This window comes from Mesorhizobium sp. B2-8-9 (assembly GCF_006439475.1).
Classification (GTDB): domain Bacteria; phylum Pseudomonadota; class Alphaproteobacteria; order Rhizobiales; family Rhizobiaceae; genus Mesorhizobium.
The window spans coordinates 302,512-320,565 of sequence record NZ_VFTQ01000004.1; the positions used below are offsets into that span (position 1 = coordinate 302,512).

Below are 18,054 nucleotides of genomic sequence, written 5' to 3' on the forward strand. Positions count from 1 at the left end.
GGACCTGTCAGATCGCGCGATGATTTAGGGTCGATTGAGCTTATCCCCGCGGTCGAACAGAATGCCAACGGCAGGCGGGCTCGAATGTCCTGCTGTGGGATGCAGCCGCCTGACTTGTAAGCGTTCGCCGCTGCTTGCCAGGGCCGGCGGCCCGGTGCGAGGCTAGCAAGCCAGGTGGCTTGGGAGCGCGGCGGTTCGTCGTCGATGTCCGTCGTCGCCTTCATTCAACAGTTCCAGCAGCGCGGTACAATCGATCAGATCGTGAAACTGGGCGCTTGGGTCAAGCCGAAGGCAGGAGCCGTAAGATCGCAGGCTTCGCAGCCCCTGCATTTTTTGCAGCCTCGCCCGACGTTCCGCTTCTCCCGGCAATGGCCGAGTTGAGCTTTTGTCCTTTTCCATCGGAGACTGCATGAGCAGCCCCTCCCTGAGGTTTCGGTCGCAGCGACGATCCTATAACTCGCGCAACAACGCTGCCATCATCCATTTGCAGGCCAACGCCTCCGGCGGGACTGAGGTGAACCCGGCATCCGGCGACAGGAACCTTTGCGGAAAACACCCGTTGACCCTGCTGCGAGAGGGGTCGACGATATCTGGGATCCGTTGCCTTGGACGCAAAAACTGACAGAAAAGAGCGCGAAACCGCTCCCGCCGAAGAATCGCGTGCTCAGCCGCGGTCCGATCGGCAGCAACGCCCGCCGGGCGACGACAAGCGCGTCGAAGACAGACCCGTAGAAGACAAGCGCGACGACGAGCAGACGCAAGACAGGCAGGCGAATGACGGTTCGTCCGACGGCAACAAGCCCGGTCTCGTCAAGCGCCACCCCTACATAGCGACGCTCATCGCGATCCTCGTCTTGTTGGTCGTCGCGGCGGTGGTGATCTGGTGGATCAACGCACGTCAGTATGAATGGACCGACGACGCCTTCATCGACGCGCGAACGGTAACGGTCGGCGCGGAAATTGCCGGGCGCATCACCGACGTTGCCGTGACCGACAACCAGCCGGTCGAGGCCGGCGCCGTGCTTCTGCGCATCGACGACAGCGACTACCAGGCCTCGCTCAAGCAGGCACAAGCCGGCGTGGCGGCGGCGCAGGCCGAGATCGCCAACGTCCAGGCCCAGACCCAGGCGCAGAACGCCAAGATCGATGTCGCCGGAAAGCAGGTGGCCCAGGCGCAGGCCGCGTTCGAATTCGCCAAATCCGAGGACCAGCGCAACCGTGAGCTGCTCGCCAAGGGCACGGCAACGCAACAGCAGGCACAACAGGCCGCTTCGACCTTGCGCCAGGATCAGGCAGCGCTCGATGCCGCCGACGCCAATGCCGAGGCGGCGAAAAGCCAGGTTGCGGTTCTGCAGGCACAAGGCAAGAGCGCCGAGGCCAAGCTTCGGCAGGCTGAAGCCACCGAGGATCAGGCCAGGACCACTCTCGCCCGCACGATGATCACGGCGCCCGTGGCGGGCCATGCCACCAACATCACGGTGGCGAAAGGCACCTATGCGCAGCCCGGCCAGGTGTTGATGATGTTCGTGCCCAAGGACGTCTGGGTGAAAGCGAATTTCAAGGAGACGCAGCTCGACCTGGTGCGGCCGGGCCAGCCCGTCGACATCGCCATCGACGCCTATCCGGAAAAGACCTTCCATGGCCATGTCGACAGCGTCCAGGCCGGCAGCGGCACGGCGTTCAGCCTGCTCCCGGCCGAAAACGCCACCGGCAATTTCGTCAAGGTGGTGCAGCGCGTGCCGGTCAAGATCGTCTTCGACCAACCGCCGGGCGTCTATCTAGGTCCCGGCATGTCTGTGGTGCCGACGGTCAAGGTCAGATGAGCGATGCTGCAACAGTCCAGGGCGACCAAAGCCGGTCGGCGGCCGGCGGGCGTAATCCCTGGCTCATCGCGATCGTCGTCTCGATCGCCACCTTCATGCTGGTGCTCGACACCTCGATCGCCAATGTCGCGCTGCGCAACATTGCCGGCAGCCTGGCCGCCGGCATGGATGAAAGCACATGGGTGATCACCACCTATCTCGTCGCCAACTCCGTCATCATCCCGGTCAGCGGCTGGCTCGCCAGCGTCATCGGCCGCAAGCGCTATTACATGATCTGCGTGGCCACGTTCACGCTCGCATCGCTGCTGTGCGGACTGGCCCCCAATCTGCCGACGCTGATCGCCTTCCGCATCCTGCAGGGGCTCGGCGGCGGCGGCATGGCGCCGAGCGAGCAGTCGATCCTCGCCGACACTTTTCCGCCGGAGAAGCGCTCCCAGGCTTTTGCCCTCTACGGCATTGCGGTCATCGTTGCGCCAACGGTCGGCCCGACCATCGGCGGCTGGCTGACGGACAATTTCTCGTGGCACTGGATCTTCTTCATCAATGTGCCGTTCGGCATCATGTCGCTGGCGCTCGTGCAATGGCTGGTGATCGAGCCCGACATTCTCGATCGCGAGCGCCGCGAGCGGCTGAGCAAGGGGCTGAAGGTCGACTGGATCGGCTTCGTCCTGGTGGCGATGGCGCTCGGTTGCCTCGAAGTCTTTCTCGACGAGGGCCAGCGCAACGACTGGTTCGCCTCGATCTTCATCACCACCTTCGCCGTGATCTCGGCTGTGTCGTTCCTGCTGCTTGTTCCTTGGGAGTGGACGAGGCGCGATCCGATCGTCGACATCCGCCTGCTTTTCAGCCGTCAGTTCGGCATGTCGTTCCTGGTCATGATGGCGGTTGGCGCGGTGCTCTTCAGCACCACGCAGCTTTTGCCGCAGCTGCAGCAGACGACCTTCGACTACACCGCCACCCTTTCCGGCCTGTCGATGATGCCGGGCGGCATCGCCATGCTGATGCTGATGCCGATTTCGGGCTTTGCCGCCGGTATCGTTCAGCCGCGCTATCTCATCATGCTGGGCATGTCGATGGTCGCGGTCGCGCTCTGGCACACGACTTCGCTGACGCCCGATGCCAGCTTCGGTTTCTTCGCCTATGCGCGCGTCTATATGATGATCGGCCTGCCGTTCCTGTTCATCCCGATCTCGACCGCCGCCTATGTCGGCCTGCCGCCGCAGAAGACCGATCAGGCGTCCTCGCTGATCAATGTCGCGCGCAACCTCGGCGGCAGCATCGGCGTGTCGCTGTCCAACACGGTGATTGCCCAGAACGCCCAGTTCCATCAGTCGGTGCTGGTCAGCCACACTGCACAGTCGAGCGACACCTATCAGCAGACGCTTCGCCAGGTAACCGACCATTTCGTCGCCGAAGGCTCGCCGCTGGCCGAGGCCAGGCAACAGGCCGTGGGTTGGATCGGCCAGGAGATCGGCCGCCAGGCTTCGCTGCTCGCCTATGTCGATGTCTTCTTCTATTGCGCAGTAGCGACGGCGCTGCTCGTGCCGCTCGCCCTGCTGCTGCGGCCGCCGAGGCCCGGGGCAGCCAAACGGCAGGACAGTCCCGCCGTGTGACAGAGCCGCTTGCAAAAGGATGCTTGTGCGTCAATGTCGGGCGATGGTGCGGCAAATTTGGAGGGGACTATGCGCAACATCACAATATCGGCACTGCTGGCGATAGCCGCCGTCTACGCGACCGCGGCCAACGCTTTGGACAGCGGCAACACGCCGGTCGTGGTGACGCCGCTGGCGGCGAAGACGACGACCGCATCGGGCCAGCCGATCACGCTGCCGCAAAAGAATGTCGAGGTTCAAGTCTCGTCATACCAGATAGCCCCCGGCGCTACCCTGCCGGTGCACAAGCACCCCTTCCCGCGCTATGCCTATGTCGAGCAAGGCACGCTCAGGGTCGCCAATGTCGAGACCGGTGCCGCCAACACCTACAAGACCGGCGACTTCATCGTCGAGATGATCGGCCAGTGGCACCAGGCCACCAATATCGGCACCGATCCGGTAAAGCTGCTGGTGATCGATCAGGTCGAGCAAGGCGCCAAGAACACGATCCTGAAACAGTAGCCGGCGAGAGGCCCGCTTCAGAGCGGGCGCCCTCCTCCCACCTTATCCCCAGGCGCCCACGGGTTGCCGCGTGGTGGCGTTCAGGCGGTTGAACGCATTGATCAGCGCGATCTGGATCACCAGGGCGGCGAGCGCCTTGTCGTCATAGTGGCGCGCCGCTTCGTCCCAGACGTCGTCCGGCACCGCATCGGAACGGTCGGCCATGCGCGTCGCGGCTTCAGCAAGCGCAAGCGCCGCGCGTTCGGCTGCGGTGAAATAAGGCGTCTCCCGCCATGCCGACACGGCGAAGATCCGCTCGTCCTTCTCGCCGGCCTTCTTCAATTCACGCGCATGCATGTCGACGCAGACGGCACAGGCATTGATCTGGCTGGCACGCAGATGAACGAGCTTGCGCGTCACATAAGGCAAGCCGCCGGCTTCGGTCGACTTGTCGAGCGCCAGCAGCGCCTGCAGCGCGCCGGGAATGAGCATCACCGGATTCTTCAATCTTGCTTCCATCGTCGGTCTCCTCGGGTTCTTGCGGCCGGCAGGGCACGCAGAAATCAATAACCTTACAGTTATGAGTTATCCATAACTTTGCAGTTATGCATTGTCAAGCGGCTTCCATGGCTGGACCGATGGTTGCGGCTTTCGCGGCGGCGCGCCCGGTGCTAGGGCTGCCCATCTCATCGAAAGCACGGATGGAAGCCGGTGGCGGACACGCAAAGACCCCTGATTGAAATCTGCGTCGAAGGCATTGACGGGCTGCTCGCCGCGCAGGCCGCCGGTGCCGACCGGGTCGAGCTCTGCGCCAGCCTGATCGAAGGCGGCATCACACCGAGCATGGGTACGGTGCGCGCCGCGCTCGAAAGCGCGACCATTCCCTTCCATGTCATCGTGCGCCCGCGCGGCGGCGATTTCCTTTACAGCGAGGCCGAATACCGCTCGATGCTTGCCGATGTCGAAACGCTGCGCGAGCTGGGCGTCGCCGGCGTCGTCGTCGGCTGCCTGACCGCCGACGGCGCCATCGACGAGGCGCGCATGAGCGCACTGGTTGAGGCTGCCGGCCCGCTCAACGTCACCTGTCACCGCGCCTTCGACATGACGCGCGATCCGGCCGAGGCGCTCGAAGCCCTGATCCGCTGCAAGGTCGGCCGCGTGCTGACCAGCGGCCAACGCGACACGGCGGTCGAAGGCGTCGGGCTTCTGGCGGAACTCGTTCGCCAGGCCGGCTCGCGCATCATCATACTCGGCTGTGGCGCACTCGCCCCCGACACGATTGGCGAGGTCCGCAGGCGTACGGGACTGACCGAGATGCATTTTGCAGCACTTGCGGACGTGCCGAGCGCCATGCGCTACCGCAACCCGAATGTCGGCATGGGCGGCACCGACCTCGACCGCGAATACCGCAACACGGTGACCGATCAAGCCAAGGTGGCTGCGACGATCGCGGCCGCGAGAGCTTGATGGCGCAAGTGATGAGCAAGGAATTGTTGCCGATCGAACGCGTCTCACCCGCCGACGAGCCCGCGATCCTCGCGCTCAACAACCAGCATGCGGCGGAGCTGTCCTGGCTCGAGCCGGAACGGCTTTCCTTCCTGCTCGGCGAGGCTTTCTACACCCGCCGGATCGGCGCGCTCGAAGCCTTCATCCTATGCTTCGACCAAGACGCAAGCTACGACAGTCCGAACTTCCTCTGGTTCCGCGAGCGCTATACGCGCTTTGTCTATGTCGACCGTGTGGTGGTTGCGGCCGGGGCGCGCGGCCGTGGCCACGCCCGACGACTTTACGAGGATCTGTTCGAGCATGCCCGGCGCGCCGGCCAAGCAATCGTCACCTGCGAGGTCAACGCTGATCCGCCCAATCCGGCTTCCGACGCCTTCCACGCAGCGCTCGGCTTCGCCGAAGTCGGCGATGCGGTGATCCACGGCGGCAAGAAGTCGGTGCGCTATTGGGCGAAGCCCGTCGCCTGAAGGAGAGCCTGCGTAGTGTCTCACGCGGGCAATGGCGGCTGGCGTTTCGCAGACGCTTTGGTCGATGGACGATCTGTGCGAGAAGATGGAAGCCATTGCGCCTAAGCCAGGAAAGCGTGGTCCCTATCAGAAGCAGGAACAGCGAGTTTCATGAAAGCGGAGTATAAGGGTCATAGGATTGTGGACGCCGATAAACTCGCGTTCGATCTCTCTACATGGCGTCCGTCCGATCCAACTGATTTTTCGGTCACCATTGATTTCTACGCGGGAGAAGAGGGCAAAGAAGGGTCGGATGCTTTCACGGCCACGGTGTGTTCGCCGACATGGTTTCTTCGGTCCCACACAGAAGCGGTATTTTCTGGTGAAAGCGTGATTTTCATGCGGACGTTCGATCACCTTCAACTGGAAAAATTTCTCGTCGCTCGATGTGCTTCGGCTAAGGGCAATAGCTGGAATGAGATAGCCTTTGAGCTTTCGCGGGTCGGGCTATGGGAATTCGAATACAAGCTCTGAATTTCAAACTGAGACACTACCAGAGCCTGAGCCCGCTGGTCAGCAAAACAAGCAACAGCTAATATAGCCGCTCCGCTGTTTGGGGACGACATCATGGCGAGCAATGTCTTCCGCTTCGACGAGAGCTGGGACATCCCGGAAGGCACCCCGCAGGAAGTGTGGGACGTGCTGTCGGACGCGCAGCTTCTGCCGCTCTGGTGGGGCGATGCCTATAAGGAGGTCGAGCCGCTCGACAGGAAGGGCAAGGGCGTCGTCGGTGCGCGCGCCAAAGCGAGAGCGCGGGGCGCCCTGCCCTATGAGCTGAACTTCATCATCGAGGCGGCCGAGCTCGACTCCGGCCGGCTGGTGGTGGTGAAGACCTTCGGCGATTTCGACGGCTTGTGGCGGGCGGAGCTGTCGCCGTCCGGAGGAGGCACCCATGTCGATCTTACCTGGCAGGTCACGGTCGAGCGGCCGCTCCTCAAGCTGCTGGCGCCGATTCTGAGACCAGCCTTCGCCTGGAATCATCGCTGGACCACGCCGCGCGGCGAAGCCGGGCTTCGCCGCTATCTCGCCGCGCAGAAGGCGGCCACGCCAGGCTGAGAGCGCTCACCAATTGCGGTTGAGCCACCCGCGCGCGGGCTTTTCAACGATGTAGTAGCTCGCGAGCGCGCAGGCGAACGCGGCCGCCAGCATCGGGATTGTCGCGCTGCCACGCTCATCGACGAATTTGTAGAAAGGCTGCTGCCACAGATAAAGCGAATAGGACCAGAGCCCCAGCATCACCATCGGCCGCGACGACAACGGCCCCGTCAGGTAGCCCCCCGCCAAGTCGAGCGTGTTGACGGCGAGCGCCAGCAGCGGCACGCCGACAAGATAGTGGATCGTGGTCGGCACCGGATCGAGGAACAGCAACACGCCGCCAACCGCCGCCGCAAGCGCCACATGCTGGTTTTGCAGGAAAGCCGGCAGCCGCCCGTCGGCCTTGAGCAGGCAGATCGCGGCCGATAGCAGGATCGAGGCGATATGCACGTCCGTGCGCCAGTAGGTAGTCTCGTAGCCCATGCCGAGAACCCCGTACGAAATGGCGCCGTTGGCCATCGCCAGCAGCGCCAGCACCACCAGCAGCCGCACGACATTCGCCCGACCGGTAACCACCACGCTGATCAGCGCCAAAAGGATATAGGAATGCTCCTCGACGCAGAGCGACCAGATGTGGTCGAGCGCGCCGGCGCGGGTGATCAGGACGCCGGCGTAATTGTAGGTGAAGGTCAGCGCCGTCAGCGCCGCTTTCCACTTGAAGGCGATGAAGGTTCCGGTCAGGCCGATCATGGCGGCAATCACGAAGATTAGCAGCGCTGGATAGATGCGCGAGAAGCGGCGCTTGAAGAATTTCTTCAGCGGAAAGCGCTCGATGAACAGGATTTCACCCATCAGCCGGCCGCTCAGCACGAAGAAGAACTCGACGCCGAGCACGCCGAGATTGAGCCCTGGGACCGGAAAGAAATGGCCGACCAGCACCATGGCGATCGACAGGCCTCGCCAACCGTCGAGATAGGCCAGTCTTGCCCTGGCTTCCCTATCGGTCGCGGCCCGCGGCAGGACAACGGACGCTGCGGAGATGTCGGTCATACCGTGCCTTCGCGACTCGAGGTCCGCATGCGAGACATTGCCCGCAGCCTGGACCATCTGGTATTCCCGCCGGATTCATTTTGCAGTGCGGGATAACTTTGTGCAAGTGCGAAGCCGCAATTCGACAGGCGTTTGCGCCTAAACCATTGCCGCGGCGAAAGAAAAAGGGGCCGCGAGGCCCCTTCTTTCATGCATGGCGTCGCCGTTCAGGCGTTGGCTGCGGCCACGGCGCGCTTGGCCATCACCGCGATCAAATTGGCGCGGTAATCGGCGGAAGCATGGATATCGCTCATCAGCCCCTTTGCCGACACTTTGAGGTCGCCGAGCGCCGCGACATCGAAATTCTTCGCCAGCGCTGCCTCGATTTCCTTGGAGCGGAAGACGCCGTCCTCGCCGGCGCCTGTCACTGCCGCCCTCACCCCGTCCTTGCCCTTGGTCACGAACACGCCGACGATGGCGTAGCGCGAAGCCGGGTTGCGGAATTTCTGGTAGGCCGCCTTGGCGGGAGCGGTAAAGCTCACCGCCGTGACGATCTCGCCGTCCTTCAGCGCTGTCTCGAACAGGCCCTTGAAGAATTTGTCCGCCACGATCTCGCGCTTGTTGGTGACGATCGTCGCGCCCAGCGCCAGCAATGCCGCCGGATAGTCGGCCGCCGGATCGTTGTTGGCGATCGAGCCGCCGATCGTGCCCTTGTAACGCACCGCCGGGTCGCCGATCAGCGATGCCATATGTGCAAGCGCCGGGCAGGCCTTCCTCAGCTTCTCGTCGGTGGAGACGTCGTAATGCGTCGTCGCGGCACCTATGGTCACGGTCTTGCCGGACACCTTGACGCCCTGCAGGTCCTTCAGCCGCGAGACGTCGACGAGGTCCGACGGTGCCGCGAGCCGCGTCTTCATCGCCGGGATCAGCGTCATGCCGCCGGAGAGCAGCTTGGCGTCGCCGTTCTTCAGCAGCCTTGCGGCGTCGGCGACGGAGGAAGCGCGATGGTAGTTGACGGAATACATGTCTCTTTTCTCCCTTCGGGGAAAAAGCGAATAGGGAGTAGCGAATAGCGAGTAGGATTACTTATTCGCCGCATCGCTCTCCTCTTCCCTGTTCGCTACTCCCTATTCGCTATTCGCTTTTCAATGCTTCGCCCGAATGGCCGACCACACCGTGGCGGGCGACGCCGGCATGGCGATGTCGACGACGCCGAGCGCATCGGTGATGGCGTTGATGACCGCCGGCGGCGAACCGATGGCGCCGGCCTCGCCGCAGCCTTTGACGCCGAGCGGATTGCCCGGGCACGGTGTGTTCGAGGTCGAGACCTTGAAGGACGGCAGGTCGGCCGCACGCGGCATGGTGTAGTCCATGTAGCTTGCCGTCAGGAGTTGGCCGCTGGCGTCGTAATGCGCGCCTTCCAGCAACGCCTGGCCGACGCCCTGGGCGATGCCGCCATGCACCTGCCCTTCGACGATCATCGGATTGATGATGTTGCCGAAATCGTCGGCCGCGACGAACTGGATGATCTCCGTCATACCGGTTTCCGGATCGATCTCGACCTCGCAGATGTAGCAGCCAGCCGGGAAGGTGAAGTTGGACGGATCGTAGAAGGCCGTCTCCTTTAGCCCTGGCTCCATGCCCGCCGGCAAATTGTGGGCGGTGTAGGAGGCAAGCGCCACCTGGAACCAGGGCAGGCTCTTGTCGGTGCCCGCGACCTTGACCTCGCCATTCTCGATGACGATGTCGCCCTCGTCAGCCTCCAGCAGATGCGCGGCGATCTTCTTGGCCTTGGCCTCGACCTTGTCGAGCGCCTTGACGATGGCCGACATGCCGACGGCGCCGGAACGCGAGCCGTAAGTGCCCATGCCCATCTGCACCTTGTCGGTGTCGCCATGCACGATCGAGACGGAGTCGATCGGCACGCCGAAGCGCTGGGTGACCAGTTGCGCGAATGTCGTCTCATGGCCCTGGCCATGGCTGTGCGAGCCGGTGAGCACCTCGATCGTGCCGGCGGCATTGACGCGCACCTCCGCCGATTCCCAGAGGCCGACGCCGGCGCCGAGCGAGCCGACCGCCGATGACGGCGCCAGGCCGCAGGCCTCGATATAGCAGCTCATGCCGATGCCGCGCAGCTTGCCCTGGTTGGCGGCGTCGGCGCGACGCTTGGTGAAGCCGGCATAGTCGGCGGCTTTCATCGCCGCATCGAGCGAAGCGTTATAATCGCCGGCGTCATAGTTCATGATCACCGGCGTCTGGTGCGGGAAGGACGTGATGAAGTTGCGGCGTCGGAGTTCCGCCGGCGACACGCCAAGCTCGCGCGCCGCGGTCTCCATCGTGCGCTCGAGCACATAGGTGGCCTCCGGCCGCCCAGCTCCGCGATAGGCATCGACAGGCGCCGTGTTGGTGTAGACGGCGCGCACATTGGCGTGGATCGCCGGGATGTCGTACTGGCCCGACAGCAGCGTCGCGTAGAGATAGGTCGGCACGCAGGACGAGAACAGCGACATGTAGGCGCCGAGATTGGCTATCGTATCGACCTTGAGAGCGGTGATGCGGTTGTCCTTGTCGAAGGCCATCTCGACGGTCGAGACATGGTCGCGGCCATGCGCGTCCGACAGGAAGCTCTCGGTGCGGTCGGCCACCCATTTGACCGGAACGCCGGTCTTCTTCGATGCCCACAGGCAGACGATCTCTTCCGGATAGATGTAGATCTTGGAGCCGAAGCCGCCGCCGACATCCGGCGCGATCACGCGCAGCTTGTTTTCCGGAGCGACGTTGTAGAAGGCGCTCATCACCAGCCGCGCGACATGCGGGTTTTGCGACGTCGTCCAGCAGGTATAGTGGTCTTCCGCCTTGTCGTAATGCCCGAGCGCCGCGCGCGGCTCCATCGCATTCGGCACCAGCCGGTTGTTGACGATCTTCATGCGCGTGACATGGGCCGCCGACTTGATCGCCGCGTTGGTCGCCTTGGCGTCGCCGAGCTCCCAGTCGAAGATCAGATTGTTCTCGGCCTCGGCATGGATCTGCGGCGCGCCGGGTTGGATCGCCTTCGTGGCATCGACCACGGCCTTCAGTTCCTTATAGGTGATCTCGACCGCTTCGGCCGCGTCGCGCGCCTGGCCCTTGGTCTCGGCGACGACGACCACCACGGCGTCGCCGACATAGCGCACCTTGTCGACCGCGAGCGGCGACCACGCGCCCATCCTCATCGGCGTTCCGTCCTTGGAATGGATCATCCAGCCGCAGATCAGATTGCCGATGCCGTCGGCCTTGAGCTCCTTGCCCGTCAGGACGCCGACGACGCCCGGCATGGCCTGCGCCTTCTTAACGTCGATTTTCTTGATCTGCGCATGCGCGTGCGGGCTGCGCACGAATACCGCATGCTTCATGCCGGGGACCACCATGTCGTCGACATAGCGGCCGCCGCCGGTGATGAACCTCTTGTCTTCCTTGCGCGCCACGCGGGCGCCGACGCCTTCGATACCCATTGCGGAAATTCCTCCGGAATTTAGGGGAGTAGTGAGTAGCGAATAGTGAGTAGGAAAAGATTGGAGTAGGGGTCGGTCACAAAGACGCCGACCATTCGCTACTCACTATTCGCTACTCACTACTCACTCATCTCACGCTGCCTGCTTCGCCTTGCCCTTGGCGCCCTTTGACATCGCCTCCGATGCGGCGAGGATCGCCTTCACGATGTTGTGGTAGCCCGTGCAGCGGCAGATATTGCCGTCGAGCTCGGCGCGCACAATCGCTTCGTCGAGGCCTTGCGGGTGACGCGCGATCATGTCGGTCGCGGCCATGATCATGCCCGGCGTGCAGAAGCCGCATTGCAGCCCGTGATGCTCCTTGAACGCGGCCTGCACCGGATGCAGCTCGGCGCCGTCGGCCAACCCTTCGATGGTGACGATGCTCGAGCCCGAAGCCTGAACGGCGAGCATGGTGCAGGACTTCACCGCCCGGCCGTCGACATGCACGACGCAGGCGCCGCATTGCGAGGTATCGCAGCCGACATGCGTTCCGGTGAGGCCGAGATGTTCTCGCAGGAAATGCACCAGCAACGTTCGGTCTTCGGTACTACCGCTGACCCGTTTCCCATTCACAGTCAACGACACGTCCGACATGCAGCCTCCCTGGGTATTAACCTTGGTCCTCACCTTGCCGATGCCGTGCCTGTGCTTCGGCAGCGCGCTATTTGCGTACCGTACAACGGGCAAAACAGTGCTGCCAGCGCTCCGCCCCTTGTACTTTCGGTCATGGCCGACAAGCTGTTGAGCGTGCCGCCCGGCCCATTGCCAAATCAGGGATTGAGGGCAAAGATGCCCTCGACGCGAAGCGTGCCTGACACGCATAAGAAAAGACACGCATAATAAGCGTTGGAGGAAATTGCGGAGAAGGCGGCTGGCCAGTTCTAGCACACGCTATGCATCGGGCCTTTCGGCGCTCACCACGGATGAGCCCGACCCGAACGTTTTTGCTCGGGCCATCGCGGCCGAAGCGGCGATCGTCGACGCCGGCTTCGCGCTTTTGTTCTTCTCCCAGAGCCTGGTCGACGCCGCGGCGCTCGCGCAGGCGTTGAAGGTACACGCGCCGTCGCTTGCCTATGCCGGCTGCTCGACCGCCGGCGAGATCACGCCGCAGGGGCTGGAGGAAGGACATGTCCTTGCCCTGCTTCTGCCGTCGGCATCGTTTTCGACCGTCGCCACCATGGTCGAGAACCTCTCCTCGTCGGGCATGGACCGGATCACCGGCGAGGTCGCCTCGCTGCGGCGCCTGCTGCGCGGGCGCGTCGGCCAGGATCGGGCCAAGAACATATTCGCGCTCTGCTTCATCGACGGGCTGTCCTATGCCGAGGAAGCGGTTACCTCGGCCATCCACTGGGGGCTGGACGACATTCCGCTGATTGGCGGCTCGGCCGGCGACGACCTGAAATTCGAGACGACGAGGCTGATCGCCAACGGCACGGTCGCGTCCGACAGCGCCATCGTCGTGCTGGTCGCGACCGAGATCCCCTTCCACGTCTTCAAGACCGACAATTTCATTCCGACCGACGAGAAGCTGGTGGTGACGGCGTCCGACCCGGACCATCGTGTCGTGCGCGAGTTCAACGCCACCAACGCGGCGGAAGAATATGCCGCCTCCGTCGGCATCGTGCCGCAGACGCTGACGCCGCTGAGCTTTGCCTCGCACCCCGTGGTGGTGAAGGTCGGCGGCGAATATTATTGCCGCTCGATCCAGCGCATGCACCCTGATGGCTCGCTGTCCTTCTTCTGCGCCATCGACGACGGCGTGGTGCTTTCCATAGCTCAGCCCAAGAACATGGTGGAAGCGACGCGCACCGCTCTCCAGGACGTCGAGCATCGTCTCGGCGGTATCGACATGATTCTCGGTTTCGACTGCGTGCTGCGCCGGCTCGACGCGCGCAACCGCCAGGTTTTTCGCGATATCTCCGAGCTCTATCGGACCAATAAGGTGATCGGCTTCGGCACCTATGGCGAGCAGTATCGCTCGATGCACCTCAACCAGACCTTTACCGGCATCGCCTTCGGCGAGCGCCAGGCGGCCGAGTGAGCGCCGATGCCGCTTCGCGACATCGACGACCTCGAAAAGCTGAAGAAGATCAACGCCGCGCTGGTCAGCCGCGTCGAGCGCTCGATGGACCAGCAGGGCAACGCCTTCTCGCTGTTCCAGACCGCGATCTCGCTGGAAAACCGGGTGCGCAACCGCACCGAGGAACTGCACGCGACGCTGCGCCGGCTCGAGCAGTCGAACATAGACCTCAGCGCGGCGAAGGAGAGCGCCGAGCTGGCGAACCTCTCCAAGACAAGGTTCCTGGCCGCAGCCAGCCACGATGTGCTGCAGCCGCTGAATGCCGCGCATCTGTCGGTCTCGGCGCTGGCAGAGGTCCAGGCCAGCGATGAAGGCAGGAAGCTGGTGCGCCAGGTCGAGCGCTCGCTGGAGACGATGGAAGACCTGCTGCGCACGCTGCTCGACATCTCCAAGCTCGACGCCGGCGTGGTGCAGCCCGAGATCGGCGACGTCAGCCTGGAAGCGCTGTTCTCCTCGCTGCGCTCGGACTTTCTTCCCGGGGCGGAAAAGAAAGGCCTGTCGCTTAAATTCCGGCCCGTCAATGTCGCGGTGCGTTCCGACCGCACGCTGCTCAGGCGTATCCTGCAGAACATCCTCTCCAACGCGCTGCGCTACACCCCCTCCGGCGGTGTGCTGGTCGGCACAAGACATCGCGGCGACACCATCCGCATCGACGTCGCCGACACTGGCTGCGGCATCCCCGAGGACCAGCGCGAGGCGGTGTTCGAGGAATTCCACCGCGGCACCTCCACACTTGCCGACGCCGGGCTCGCCGGCGGGCTCGGGCTCGGCCTCGCGATAGTGCGCCGCATGGCGGCCGCCCTCGGCCACCCGGTGACCTTTTCCTCCAAGGTCGGGCGCGGCACCATCTTCCATATCGACGTGCCGGTCGGCATGGCCGCGGCCGAACCGGCGATGGCCGCCGCCGACATGGAGCGGCCGCGCGGCTACGGCCTGTTCGGCACCAAGGTGCTCCTGGTCGAGAACGACGCCGACGTGCTCTCGGCAATGACCTCGCTGCTCGAGCGCTGGCAATGCCTGGTGCGCGCCGCGACCTCGACCGACGATGCGCTCGACCTGCTCGGCGACACCGCCTGGGTGCCCGACATCATCATCGCCGACCAGCATCTCGACGGCGGCGACCTCGGCACGTCAACGATCGCCGAAGTGCGCGACTATCTCGGCCGGACCGTGCCAGCGCTGATCGTCACCGCCGACGGCTCCGAGCCCGTCGCCAAAGCCGCCCGCGCCGCCGGCATAGAGCTGATGCGCAAGCCGCTGAAGCCGGCGCAACTACGCGCGCTGCTGGCGCATTTGCTGGCTTAGGGCCACTGCCCTCTTCTGTCGCTGGAAAACAAAAGAACCATCGGCGTTCGAAGATAGTACGTAGCCAGGCCGCTATATAAGTCTCGGACGCACGACAATTTGGCCGAAGCCGCATCGCACCTGCCTATGCATTTTGACGCCAAAAATTAAAGTTGTGGATAAGGCGTCAAAGACAAGTTTCCGTTGTATTCGGTTGATGGCGCCAAGCTAAATGTAAGAAACACGGATCGGGGGATTTCATGAAGCGGTTCCTTTTTGGTGCGGCTCTGCTTGCCGCTGGCGTTTTTGGTGCGGATGTTTCTTTCGTCTCTTATATTAGCGGAAGTGCAGATTCGGTAGCTTTCGCGCAAGGGACGCAAAGTCCCGCTGCCGGCTTCGACAATGGCGGCGCGGCGCTCGGCTCGGGCGGCCAGGCGGGCGGACCGGCAACATCTGCCGACTCGCCTTCAGGCGGCGGCTCCGGGACCACGCAAGCCACCGGCAGCCCGGATGCGGCATCCAAGGTCGGCGCCAAACCGGACAATGCCAACTATGCTGATGGCAATGCTACGGATGGCAGCAAGGCCGCTGATAGCAAGACGACAGGCGCGGATAAAACTGGCAAGGCGGCCAAGACCGGCGAAACCGAGGCTGCATCCGAAGAGCTGGCGGCGCAAACGGTGGCAACCGCAGCCGCCACGACGACAACAACCACCAGCGGCGATCCTGAAGCGGTCGGCACGCCGAAGGTGGATCTGCCCAAGGCCGCAGGCAACGGCAATCTCGGCTATTCGGTCGCGATCGATGTTCCTGCCTTCCACGGCATCGAGCCGCAGATTGCGCTCAACTACAATTCTTCGCGCAAGACCAAGCTCGGCGGTCTCTATCAGGGCTGGCTAGGCTATGCCTGGGGGCTTGACGGTTTTGACGTCATCGAGCGGGCGACACCGGGCTATGGCATGCCGGCCTATGACGCCAACGACATCTATCTGCTCGATGGCCAGGCCATGGTCGCCTGCGTCGCCGGCATGGTCTCGCCGTCCTGCTCGACCGGCGGCACGTATACGACGGAGAATGAGAGCTATCGCCGCATTGCGCTCAACAGCACCACCAATGAATGGAAGGTGACCGACAGGGACGGCACCGTCTCGACCTTCCGCTCGGTCGGAGCGGTCGCCAACCTCAATCCGGCAGCCGGAACGCCGGCCTATGATCTGGCCCAAAACTATCGCTGGCTGCTGACCTCGGTGACCGACACCAACGGCAACACGGTCTCTTACAGCTACACATGTCCGGCAGGCCCGACCTGCTATCCGTCAAGCATCACCTATAACGGCGCCAGCATCAGCTTCTACTACGAGACCCGCCCCGACCTGATCCTGATGGGCAATGGCCGCGACATCTCCGAGACCAGCCAGCGCATCAAGACGGTTCGCATCACGGTCTCGGGCGCCGTGCGCGGCGCCTACACGCTGACCTATGACCAGGCGCCGTTCTCGAATGCCTCGCGGCTGACCCAGGTCACCCGATACGGCACCGATGCAGCGATCGCAGCCGACGGCACCATCACCGGCGGGACGTCAAAGGTCATCGCCCGGATGGCGTATCAGAATACCGATGGGGTCTATGGGACGGTGGCGGTTTCATTCGTGGGCGGATTCGGATGGGAGCCGCGAACGGTTGGCGATTTGGACGCCGACGGCCGAGATGAGATCTTTGGCGACAATGTCCAGAACGTAGACACCTGTCACCACAATAACGGTCCTTGTCCTGCATTGCAGCGGACCAAATACATATACAAATTCAACTCGAGTGGAACGCAGGCTGGTACAGTGTCCCTGCTTTTGGATACGCTCAGCAACCCAAACAGCGATCCGAACGAACCGGAGTATTTCTCGCAGCCTGGTCGCTTTCTGGCTACCAAGAATGCCGAGGATTTCGCGGATTCGGCGATCCAGAATTACGTGGACGGCGCCACTGGCCGGATCACCTATGGGGCGACCAAATCGATCATCAAGACAGACCCCGCGCTAGGGCTGACCAAAACCGCTTGCCCGCCGACAGGCTATCAGGCGGTTTGTGATGCCCTACCGACCGCACCCGGTTTCGGGGCTCCGGTATCTGAAGCCGCCATTGTGGCCGATGCCGATGGCGATGGGGTTGATACCCTGAACGTCAGCAACTCTTCTTACCGCGTCAACGGCGTTGGCGACTTCCTCGGCAATGGCAAACAGCAGCCGCTCTATTGGGGCCCCAGCGGAACGTCAAGAAAGGGTGTTCTCTCAAACGGCAAATGGCAGCCAGGCGGCACCTCGTTCTCCATCGCATGCTCCACAGGGGCCTATTCGGGAGGGCCAGGCAGTTGCGTGCTGGCCGATGTCAACGGCGACGGCGCGACAGACGCGGTTCTCTATAACGGCACCATCGGCAACACGGCCGTTTGGCTTTCGACAGGAGTCGGCTTCAAGAGCTACACAGTCTCGTCGATATCAGGAACGTCTGCTGTCCTTCGCGACTTAGACAATGATGGCAAGGCGGACGTCATCACCATCGGTGGCACGATTACGTCGCAGCCGGGCAGAACCGGCACGGTGAGAGTGTTCTCGCTGCGTCCGTCGTCGACTGCAATGACACCGGTGCAATTCAGCCTTCCCACCTCAATAAGCGCGGGCACTGTTGTCGGTGACTTCAACGGAGACGGGCTGCCGGACTTCACGAACTACAGCTCGATGTTCATCTCGAACGCCGGGACGGGCAATCCGAACCTCGTCAAGCAGATCACCACCGAACTCGGCGGCACGGTTGCGGTGGAGTACACGCCGTCGTCGACCTGGGCGAACAATTATCTGCCGCAGGTGGTGCATGCGGTGACGAAGCTTTCGGTGAGCGATGGCCGCGGCCAGACGTCGGTGAGCACGTATCAATATGCCGGCGGCAAATACGATCCGGCGGCACGGAAGTTTTTGGGGTTCGCCTCGATCGTGGAGACCAGACCGCAGGCCAATGGCGAGACGGCAGCACCGACAGTGACCACCACCTACCGCCAGGACCTGGCAAGCTACGGCCTGCCGTCGCTGACGGTGTGGAAGGACGGCGCAGGTGTCGTGCGCAAGCAGGTGGCTGAGACCTATGCCGTCAACACGGCGTCAAAACCCTACACGGCGCAGA

Annotated in this window: 15 protein-coding genes; 10 read left to right on the forward strand and 5 right to left on the reverse strand. The window is 63.2% G+C overall.

The annotated features are described in order from the left end of the window. The first annotated feature begins 605 nt into the window (after nt 1-605). From FJ423_RS07675 to FJ423_RS07685, 3 genes are all read left to right on the forward strand, one after another. The gene (locus tag FJ423_RS07675) at nt 606-1,823 is read left to right on the forward strand and encodes an HlyD family secretion protein (RefSeq protein ID WP_246680103.1); all 1,218 of its coding nucleotides are present in this window, start codon (nt 606-608) and stop codon (nt 1,821-1,823) included. Then, nucleotides 1,820-3,436 carry a DHA2 family efflux MFS transporter permease subunit gene (locus tag FJ423_RS07680; protein WP_140840506.1) on the forward strand — a complete coding sequence of 539 codons (1,617 nt, stop codon included), beginning with the start codon at nt 1,820-1,822 and terminating at the stop codon, nt 3,434-3,436. Before FJ423_RS07675 ends, FJ423_RS07680 begins: the two co-directional genes overlap by 4 nt. A gap of 69 nt (nt 3,437-3,505) precedes the next feature. After that, entirely contained in the window at nt 3,506-3,937 is a 432-nt protein-coding gene (locus FJ423_RS07685) for a cupin domain-containing protein (protein WP_140840507.1), read from the forward strand. 42 nt (nt 3,938-3,979) lie between these two features. Here the strand turns inward: FJ423_RS07685 and FJ423_RS07690 are convergent, their stop codons facing one another. Further along, a complete protein-coding gene (locus FJ423_RS07690) occupies nt 3,980-4,435 on the reverse strand; it encodes a carboxymuconolactone decarboxylase family protein (protein WP_095764997.1) in 456 nt (151 codons plus the stop codon). Nucleotides 4,436-4,627: 192 nt separating this feature from the next. On the opposite strand from FJ423_RS07690, the gene FJ423_RS07695 reads away from it, so the two are divergent. From FJ423_RS07695 to FJ423_RS07710, 4 genes are all read left to right on the forward strand, one after another. Continuing rightward, nucleotides 4,628-5,383: a copper homeostasis protein CutC gene (locus tag FJ423_RS07695; protein WP_140840508.1), complete on the forward strand. Its 756-nt coding sequence runs from the start codon at nt 4,628-4,630 to the stop codon at nt 5,381-5,383. Nucleotides 5,384-5,394: 11 nt separating this feature from the next. After that, the gene (locus tag FJ423_RS07700) at nt 5,395-5,889 is read left to right on the forward strand and encodes a GNAT family N-acetyltransferase (RefSeq protein ID WP_140840509.1); all 495 of its coding nucleotides are present in this window, start codon (nt 5,395-5,397) and stop codon (nt 5,887-5,889) included. Between the two features lie 150 nt (nt 5,890-6,039). Then, nucleotides 6,040-6,402, forward strand: a complete 363-nt coding sequence (locus tag FJ423_RS07705; protein ID WP_140840510.1) for an Imm8 family immunity protein — start codon at nt 6,040-6,042, stop codon at nt 6,400-6,402. Between the two features lie 93 nt (nt 6,403-6,495). Then, nucleotides 6,496-6,984 (forward strand): SRPBCC family protein, encoded by a 489-nt coding sequence (locus FJ423_RS07710; protein ID WP_140840512.1) that lies wholly within the window; start codon nt 6,496-6,498, stop codon nt 6,982-6,984. A 6-nt stretch (nt 6,985-6,990) separates the two neighbouring features. Here the strand turns inward: FJ423_RS07710 and FJ423_RS07715 are convergent, their stop codons facing one another. The 4 genes from FJ423_RS07715 to FJ423_RS07730 form a co-directional block, all read right to left on the reverse strand. Beyond that, entirely contained in the window at nt 6,991-8,013 is a 1,023-nt protein-coding gene (locus FJ423_RS07715) for an acyltransferase (RefSeq protein WP_140840514.1), read from the reverse strand. A 206-nt stretch (nt 8,014-8,219) separates the two neighbouring features. Further along, entirely contained in the window at nt 8,220-9,017 is a 798-nt protein-coding gene (locus tag FJ423_RS07720; RefSeq protein ID WP_140840516.1) for a xanthine dehydrogenase family protein subunit M, read from the reverse strand. A 120-nt stretch (nt 9,018-9,137) separates the two neighbouring features. Further along, nucleotides 9,138-11,483, reverse strand: coding sequence for a xanthine dehydrogenase family protein molybdopterin-binding subunit (locus FJ423_RS07725; RefSeq protein ID WP_140840518.1), 2,346 nt, complete (start codon nt 11,481-11,483; stop codon nt 9,138-9,140). Nucleotides 11,484-11,615: 132 nt separating this feature from the next. Then, complete coding sequence (locus FJ423_RS07730; protein ID WP_140840520.1) at nt 11,616-12,116, reverse strand: (2Fe-2S)-binding protein; 501 nt, start codon at nt 12,114-12,116, stop codon at nt 11,616-11,618. A 262-nt stretch (nt 12,117-12,378) separates the two neighbouring features. Here FJ423_RS07730 and FJ423_RS07735 point away from each other — a divergent pair, with 262 nt between their 5' ends. From FJ423_RS07735 to FJ423_RS07745, 3 genes are all read left to right on the forward strand, one after another. Beyond that, entirely contained in the window at nt 12,379-13,563 is a 1,185-nt protein-coding gene (locus FJ423_RS07735; protein ID WP_224636216.1) for an FIST signal transduction protein, read from the forward strand. Between the two features lie 6 nt (nt 13,564-13,569). Beyond that, nucleotides 13,570-14,907 (forward strand): hybrid sensor histidine kinase/response regulator, encoded by a 1,338-nt coding sequence (locus tag FJ423_RS07740; protein WP_140840524.1) that lies wholly within the window; start codon nt 13,570-13,572, stop codon nt 14,905-14,907. A 239-nt stretch (nt 14,908-15,146) separates the two neighbouring features. Next, nucleotides 15,147-18,054, forward strand: a 2,908-nt coding sequence (locus tag FJ423_RS07745) for a toxin TcdB middle/N-terminal domain-containing protein (RefSeq protein ID WP_140840526.1), incomplete at its 3' end; no start/stop codon positions are given.